The organism is Streptomyces thermospinosisporus (assembly GCF_039526425.1).
GTDB lineage: Bacteria > Actinomycetota > Actinomycetes > Streptomycetales > Streptomycetaceae > Streptomyces > Streptomyces thermocarboxydovorans.
On record NZ_BAAAIZ010000149.1, the window covers coordinates 1 to 8,191 of the forward strand.

At 70.2% G+C, this 8,191-nt stretch carries 5 protein-coding genes and 2 pseudogenes; 6 read left to right on the forward strand and 1 reads right to left on the reverse strand.

The features are described from left to right. Window positions 1-801: 801 nt before the first annotated feature. From ABD207_RS31660 to ABD207_RS31670, 3 genes and pseudogenes are all read left to right on the forward strand, one after another. Window positions 802-1,510, forward strand: a pseudogene (locus tag ABD207_RS31660) (VOC family protein). A gap of 593 nt (window positions 1,511-2,103) precedes the next feature. Next, window positions 2,104-3,284: pseudogene (locus tag ABD207_RS31665) on the forward strand (phospholipase D-like domain-containing protein). A gap of 99 nt (window positions 3,285-3,383) precedes the next feature. Then, window positions 3,384-4,031, forward strand: a complete 648-nt coding sequence (locus tag ABD207_RS31670; RefSeq protein WP_344016757.1) for a dihydrofolate reductase family protein — start codon at window positions 3,384-3,386, stop codon at window positions 4,029-4,031. Between the two features lie 528 nt (window positions 4,032-4,559). Here ABD207_RS31670 and ABD207_RS31675 read toward each other — a convergent pair. Continuing rightward, window positions 4,560-5,291 carry a TetR/AcrR family transcriptional regulator gene (locus ABD207_RS31675; protein ID WP_344016758.1) on the reverse strand — a complete coding sequence of 244 codons (732 nt, stop codon included), beginning with the start codon at window positions 5,289-5,291 and terminating at the stop codon, window positions 4,560-4,562. A gap of 167 nt (window positions 5,292-5,458) precedes the next feature. Here ABD207_RS31675 and ABD207_RS31680 point away from each other — a divergent pair, with 167 nt between their 5' ends. From ABD207_RS31680 to ABD207_RS31690, 3 genes are all read left to right on the forward strand, one after another. After that, entirely contained in the window at window positions 5,459-6,643 is a 1,185-nt protein-coding gene (locus tag ABD207_RS31680; protein WP_344016759.1) for an adenylate/guanylate cyclase domain-containing protein, read from the forward strand. After that, a complete protein-coding gene (locus ABD207_RS31685; RefSeq protein ID WP_344016760.1) occupies window positions 6,627-7,124 on the forward strand; it encodes a Pycsar system effector family protein in 498 nt (165 codons plus the stop codon). Before ABD207_RS31680 ends, ABD207_RS31685 begins: the two co-directional genes overlap by 17 nt. Window positions 7,125-7,717: 593 nt before the next feature. Continuing rightward, a partial coding sequence (locus tag ABD207_RS31690) for a helix-turn-helix transcriptional regulator (protein WP_344016761.1) occupies window positions 7,718-8,191 on the forward strand: 474 nt, incomplete at its 3' end.

The following is an 8,191-nucleotide window of genomic DNA, read 5'->3' on the forward strand; positions in this document are numbered from 1 at the left end:
GCCGCCCTGACGGGCGGCTGGCCGTCCCCCGCGTTCCCCTCACTCACTCGGCAGCGCCGTCATTTCTCCTCGACACTCGCGAGCCGGCTGATCGACAACTGACTCCGGAACCGGTCGACAATCGCTGTTCCCGGAGATGAACGAAGCCACGGTCTCTGCGGCATGGCCTGCGCCCCGCCCCACCGCCCCACCTGAAGCGGTGGGTGGCAGTGCGCGCGACCGTGCCTGGCACCAGGCCCGAACCCGGGGAGGGACGGGCCGGTGACCGCGTCATGCGACGGCGCTGTGCAGGGCATACGCGCCTTCGCCGCCGCCCTTGGAGCCGCCCGCGCAACCTGTTTGCCCGCCCGGGCCGCACGCGCGTGTCCCGGTGCGTGCGGCACCCACCCCGTCGACAGCAGCAACGCCCGATTCGCCTTCCTCACCTGGCTCTTCGTCCTCGCAGGGCGTCACCCTGCCGCCCCCTCCAGGTCGACGAACCGCAGGAGGCACTGACCCTCGCCGGTCCATCCACTTCACCGAGACCCGACGCAGCAGCACCGCCCCCGCGCCCTCCTCCCGGCCGCACGGCGCCCGCCGGCGGGCCCCTTTGCCCCTTTTTCCGGCAGCAGCTCAGCCGAAGCCCCGCAGGGTTGCCCCTGGCCCCGCTTCACCTGCTGCGCCCGCCCTCCGTGGCCCCTGCGAGGGGTTTTCGGATCGGCACGTGGCGCACAGGCAGCTGTACCTGTCCTCGTCCCGGGGCGCCGGCACGACCCGCCCCGCCGGCGGTGGCCTCAACGGACCCGGGGAAGCGTGGCTCACGTGACCAGCCGACTCTTCGCGATCTCCTTCGACGCGTACGATCCGGAGCGGCCTGGCGGATTTCTGGGCCGGTGTCCTGGGCGCACAGAGAGCCGCCGATTCCGGCGACGGCATCGCCCTGCTGCCGGGAACGCCGCCGGTTACCGCATCGGCTTCCGCCCCGCCCGGGCGCGGAAGACGGGCCAGAACCGGCGGCACGCCGACCTGACCGGTTCCTCCCGCACGGAGCAGCAGGAGAGGGTGGAGCGGGCGCTCGCCCTCGCCTGCCCGGCACGCCGACGTCGGCCAGGGACCCGACGCCTCCCATGGGGTGCGCGCCGACCCCGGGGGCAACGAGTTCTGCGTCCTGGAGCCGGGCAGCGGTTTCCTCGCCGGCTGCGGCCTCCTCGGGGCGCTGGCCTGCGACGGTTCGCAGGCCGTGGGCTGCTTCTGGAGCCAGGTCCTGGGCTGGCCGCTGGTGTGGGACCAGGACGAGGAGAGCGCCATCCAGTCACCGCACGGCGGCACGAAGATCACGTGGGGTGGTCCGCCGCTGATGCCGGATGCCGGCAGGGACCTCCACTTCGACCTCGCACCACACGGCGGCCAGCAGCAGGAGGTCGACCGCCTGCTCTCCCCGGGAGCGAAGCACCTCGGCCGCGGTGAGGACGGCACGGTGCTGCTGGCCGACCCCGACGGCAACGCGTTCCGCGTTCTGCCGCACCGGTGACACCACACCCCGCGCACTCCGCGCACTCCGCGCACCCCGCGCCGGGCGGACGCCGCGCCGGGCGGACGCCGCAGCCGGCGGCCCGGCACACTTCCGTGAAGCCGTGGGCCGCGAGGAGACCCCCACCCCGGGGCCAGTAGGAACCACGCCTTGCGGGCTGGGCTGGGCCGGGCCGGGGGAGACCTCCGGGGGCGGGAACCGTGCCGAGGCACCCTGGCCGCCCTCGGACAGCCGCCCACGCCGCGCCCTCGCCGCGTGACCGTGCCGTAGGGGCGGATCCCCGCCTCAGCGGCCTTCTTCCGCCGGCCCGGGCACAGACCGCCGCGGCACGGCGCCAGACCGGCCGCACCCGGGGAGGCCGGCCCTCCGGCTCGCCCTGAACCGAACAGCCGCCGCGCCCAGCCTCCACACCCGTCCGGCCCCTCACCCCCTTCCGCCCCCTCCGCGCGTCCTGCACGCCCGCCTGTGTCCATGCCCACCCCGGCCACGCTGCGTGCCCGGCCCGTGAGCGGCAAGAAGCAAGGGTGGCGCCCCTGACCACGGCACCAGGAAAAGAGGGGGACGGCCGGGACACACAGACAGGGGAGAGGCACGTGACCTCACAGACGGAGCGGCAGCGGCTGCGCAGACGCCTGGAACGGCTCATCGGCATCGCAGCGACCGAGGGCAACGAACTCGTTCCGCTGCGCAACGGCGACGAGATCTTCCCCGCCATGCTCGACGCCATCCGCACCGCCCGGCACACGATCGGCATGATGACCTTCGTCTACTGGCGAGGCGACATCGCACACGCATTCGCGCAAGCCCTCTCCGGCCGGGCCCGCGCAGGCGTCCGCGTCCGCCTGCTCCTCGACGGCTTCGGCGCCAAGGAGATCGAACCGCAGCTGCTGGACGCGATGGCCGGTGCGGGCGTGCGCGTGGCCTGGTTCCGCAAACCCACCCGCCTGTCCCCGATGCGGCAGAACCACCGCTGCCACCGCAAGGTCCTGGTCACCGGCGAACACACCGCCTTCACCGGCGGCGTGGGCATCGCCCGCGAGTGGTGCGGCAACGCCCGCGACCCCCACGAATGGCGCGACACCCACGTGCAGGTACGCGGCCCCGCCGTGGACGGCATCGCCGCAGCCTTCGCCCAGAGCTGGGCCGAATGCCACGACGAGCTCTACGACGAGCACGACCGCTTCACCTCCCAGGAGCAGCCCGGCAGCGCCACCGTCCAGGTCGTACGCGGCTCGGCCGGCTTCGGCTGGCAGGACATGCAGACCCTGCTGCGCGTCGTGATCACCTCAGCCCGGCAGCGGCAGCGGCAGCGGCTGCGGCTGCGGCTGTCGACGGCCTACTTTCGCCCCCGACACCTACTTCACCGGCCTGCTGGCCGACGCCGCCCGCCGCGGCGTGAGGGTGGAGATCCTCCTGCCCGGCCCCCACACCGACCAGCGCGCCTGCCTCCTGGCCGGCCGGCAGCACTCAGACCCTCCTCGACGCCGGCGTCCACATCTGCGACTACCAGCCGACCATGCTCCACACCAAGATCATCACCGTGGACGGGGTCTGCTCCCTGATCGGCTCCACCAACGTCAACCGCCGCTCCCTGGAACACGACGAGGAGGTCATGCTGGCCGTCCTCGACGAGGACTTCACCGCCGCCCTCGACGCCGACTTCGACGCCGACCGCAAACTCAGCGAGCCCGTCGACGCGGCCCGCTGGAGACACCGCCCCCTGGCCGCCCGCCTGGCCGAGGCAGCCGCCACCCCGATCCGGCGCTTCCTGTAAGACCACCCGCGGCCCGCGCCGGCCCCCGCCGATGAGTTCTCGCCCCGGAAACGGTCCTCACTCTGTCACCGCCACCACATCCTTTTCCGAGGAGGGACAGTGCCGCAGCAGCTGCTGAGAGTGCAGAACTTCAGCGTCTCCAGCGACGGGATCGCCGCGGGCGAGGACCAGAGCCTCGACCGCCCGTTCGGCCACGTCGACCCGGGGGACCTGTTCGCCTGGGCGGAAGCGACAGCGAGCTGGCCCTACCGCACCGCCCCCGGCGGGACCAGAGGCATCGACGACTACTTCGTCCGTGACTTCTCCCACAACATCGGCGCCGAGATCATGGGCCGCAACAAGTTCGGACCCCAGCGCGGCCCCTGGCCCGACCACACATGGCACGGCTGGTGGGGCAACGAGCCGCCCTTCCACACCCCCGTGTTCGTGATGACCCACCACCCGCGACCGTCATTCACCCTCTCCGACACCACATTCCACTTCGTCGACGCAGACCCGCAGACCGTGCTCCAGCTGGCCCGCCAAGCAGCCGGCGGCAAAGACGTCCGCCTCGGCGGCGGCGTCACCACCATCCGGCAGTTCCTCGACGCCGGTCTCGTCGACACCCTGCACGTCGCCGTCGTCCCCGTGAAACTCGGCACCGGCCTGCGCCTGTGGAACACCCCCGAGGAACTGCTCGACCGCTACCACCTCGAGGTCGTCCCCAGCCCGACCGGCGTGGCACACCACCTGTTCTGGCGCCGCTGACCCCCGGTCCGGCAACCGGCCGGGAGGGTGTGCCTGGAAAGCCGGCCGGCGACGTGCGCGCACGTGGCCCGCTGCACGCCGCGGCAGGGCGGCGCCCGGGAAGGGGGCTTCGTCCGGCGGGCCGGGGCGGCCTTCCCTTCCGCCGGCCTGCCGGGGCTGACCGCCGGCGCTCTACACGTGGAGGGCCCCCGGTCGCGGGCCGGTTCCAGGCGGACCTGGAGCGTGGTTTCACGGGCGGCAGGCGCGCGAACGGGGCGCCGTGATCCGCCGCAGGCACCGGGTCGTCGCCCGGCCCAGGATGCGGCCCGCCGGCGACCCCGGCGAGCGCGGCGCCCCGGCCGGCTGCCACAGGCTGCCACAGGCTGCCCGAACACCCCGGGGCAAGACCGCCTCTGCCCGCCCGACGCCCGGGCCTGACCCCTCCCCGAGGAGGCGCACGGGACGAAGTCAGCCCCGCTGTGCGACGGGCCCCCGGCAACGGCCGCAAGGAGGCCGTGAAGCGTGGATACCGCCGTGACTCGCCGGCCCTCAGCCCTGCCCGGAGGCCCGCGCGACCCCGAGCATGCCGAGGAGATCGTCCATCATGCGGTTGAACAGCGGAACGAAGTCGTCGAACGAAGCGGCAAGGTGGCGGTTCACCGCCATGCACAGGATGCCGTAGATCTGACGCCAACACGTGATCATCAGGAGCGCCACCCCGGGCGGGTGGTCGAGCCCGATCACATCTCGATAGACGATCACCTGCTTGAGCAGGACAGGATCAATCTCATCCTCTGCGGGGAAGTTCAGCCTTCCCTGCCGCCACAGTTCCGTGAACATGAGTCCGAACGCCCCGCCCAGTTCCCTGACGAGAACGCGGTCAAGGGCGCCGCACGAGGCCGCCAGCCTCGCATAACCGGCACCCATCAGAAGATCGAACTCCGCCGGATGGGCAACGGTCCAGTCCAGTACTGCACGCGTCGCCGCGTACAGCTGCGCGCCCAGGTCTCCGGACGCCTCACGGCGCGCCGCTTCAGCGACGATGGAGACGAACTCACGCGTCAAATCCTCGTACACCGCGAGAATCAGGCCCTGCCGGCCGTCGAAATACCGATACAGCGCCGGTGGCGAAACGCCGACGCCGCGTGCCACGGCTGACAAGGTGAGCCCCTCCACGCCATGGGCGGCGGTCAGCCGGCGCGCTTCCGCCCGGGCCTCCCGTTCGAGCTCCGCCCGCAGGCGCTCACGACGCGTCTGCGCGCCCCCTCGTGCACCTGTCACTTTGGCCGCACCTCCTCGCCTCCTCAGCAACCCCGTGTCAAGTCACCCTACGGCGAACCCAGTTGATGCGACGTCAGCTCTCTGACCTCGACGCTTGCGGTGAAGCCACGTTGCATGGTTAATGGTCTTCACTAATCTACGCCGTGTCACTCAGGGGGCCCCAGCACATGGTGACCGATCACTTCAGCCTCTTCCAGGAGGCATCCAGAAATCCGGAACGCCCGTACCGGGTCATCCTCTTCGCCGACCTCTCCGGCTCGACCGAACTCAAGTCCAAGACAGGAGAAGTGAACTGGCTACCCACCATCGGCAAGTTCCTCGACATCACAACTGACGCCATCACCGCCCACGGCGGCACCGTGGTCAAATACCTCGGTGACGGAACCCTCGCCGCCTTCAGCAGCGAGCAAGCAGCCGACGCCATCAACGCAGCCATCCGCATCCAGGAAATGCTGCGCGCCGAAAACAAAAACACCCTCAAAGAGTGCCTCGCCACGATCGGCATCGCCACCGGACATGTCGTCGAGTACCAGGCACCGGGCGGCGGACTGGACTACGTCGGCTCCGTCGTCGACCGCGCCGCACGGCTCTGCAGCGCCGCCGCACCGCAGGCCATCTGGGTCGACAGCGCAACCGTCGTCTCCGCGAACATGCTCAAGGTCACCTCCATGATGGGCCAGGCCATGGACTACGGACCCGACGACTACCTGTCGGAGACCGAGCAGAAAGTACAACTCAAAGGCTTCCCCGAACCGGTCAGATACCGAGAGGTCATCTGGCGTCAGGAGCCCGTCGGCGTACGCGGCGGAGTCCTCACCGAGACCATCGAGAAACAGAGCACCCAAGCAGCCACCATGCAGCCGGCCTTCACCCCAGCGGGCCCGCCCCACCAGGCTCCCCCACCGACAATGGACGGCGTGGTGAAGCGCTGGGACGCAACCCTGGGGCGCGGATTCATCTCGACGAGCTCCGAACACGGCGACCACTACGTCGACCGCCGCTTCATCGTCGGCGAGGAAGACCTCACAGAAGGCAGCTCCGTCAGGTTCGTGCCCCTACCCCCCCTCCAGGAGGGCAAGCAGCCACTGGCAGGCTGCACCGTCCAAGAAGGCCATCGCATCAAAGGCCACTTCCAACGCGTCTTCCCCGCCAAGGGATACTCCTTCGTCGACGTCATCGACTCACGTGGCAACCGGCAGGCACTCTTCGTCTTCCTAGGCCCCGAAGCAGACAGCCGGCGCCCCGGAGACCAAGTGACCCTGCAAGTGTGCCGAAACTACAAAGGAATCTCCGGCCAACTGCTTGACGGCGGTGACACGCATCGGGACACCCGCGATGGCGAACCCGTCTGACCTGCAGGCCCTGCCCGGAGCACTGGCTGACGTTCGCACCGAACTGGCCCGCGCCGACCAGAAAGCAGCCACACTGCTCGCACTGTTCTCGGCAATCGCAGCGGGCATCGTCGCCACCTTCTCCCTACGCCCATCAGCCATCTTCACCCTGTGGAACGGAGTCGAGTGGCTCGCCTGGGCAGGACTCTGCTGCATGGCCGCCAGCCTCGTGCAGCTCCTGTTCTGTGTCCGACCCGACGGCGTAGCCCGAATGGGCGGCAGGGCATACTTCGCCTTCTACGCGCAGTTCAAGGGACGGGTCCCCGAACTGGTCACCCATATGTCCACCACAGCCGACCATGACCTGGAACGTTGCACCCAGCTCGTTGAGCTGTCCCTGCTGGCAACCCGCAAGTACAAGCTGATCACCCGTGCGGTGGATCTGCTGGGCAGCGCCCTCACGCTGATCGCCGCAGCTACCCTGCTCGACGCGATCCACTGAGCTGCGGACCGATCTCCCCACACGACGCTCATGCAGATACGGCGGTTCGATCCGAACCGCCGTACAGCACATGCTGCTGGGAGCGCCACACGCAAAGCCTCTCCGCCCACCCCACGCACCCGCCCGAACAGCCACGAGGCCTCAGCACCCGCACCCGCCTCTCACATGACAGACCGCTGCCGTCGGCTCGATCTGCACCGCCCCACCGAGGCGGGTCGACCCATCCACGGAACCATCCACGCCACCCGCATGCCCAAGCCGAATCCAAGAAGCTCCGGACGCAGAAGGAGGCGCCGTGCGGACCGCGGAGACAAGCAGCAGCTCGGGCGACGGCGGGCCGCCGCTCCCCCTGGTTCCCGACCCGAACCTCGGTCCACCGACAAGCAGCCCGGACAGCAAAGCCCGGTCGGTCCAGCGGCAGGACATCGTCACACCAACCCCGCACGAGCCGGCAGACAGACCCCCCCACACCACTCCACCCCGCCCCCCACACCCCCACACCCCCACACCCCCACACCCCCACACGAGTACGATACGAACCAAAATGTGAAGCGACATGTGAAGTCATACGCGAAGCGCACCTGGAGCAGGTTGTGGAGCACGAGCACCCCAAGCCACAGCAACACAACGCCGTAGACGCCCTCCTGGCCTCCCTCGCCCAGGACGCACTCCCCACACCAGCCGAACGCAAACAACTACGCCGCGCCGCCCGCCTGACCCAAGCACAAGTCGCCCAGGCCCTCGGAGTAAGCCGCGAAACCGTCAGCGCCTGGGAGACCGGCCGCTGGGAACCCACCGGCACCACCCGCACCCACTACCAGCGCCTCCTCAACGGACTCCGCACCCACCTCACCACCCCCACCCCCAACACCGACACCCCCGACACACCCACACCGCCCCAACAGCAGCCCACCCCCCAACCACCCGAAACCGACCCCCACCGACTCACCACCCCCGCACCCTGCGTCCTGTGCAACCAGCCCGCCACCCACCAGATCGAGGGCTACCCCCAACACCTCGACCCCGCCGACTGCACCCCCCTCACCCCACCCACAACACCCCACCCC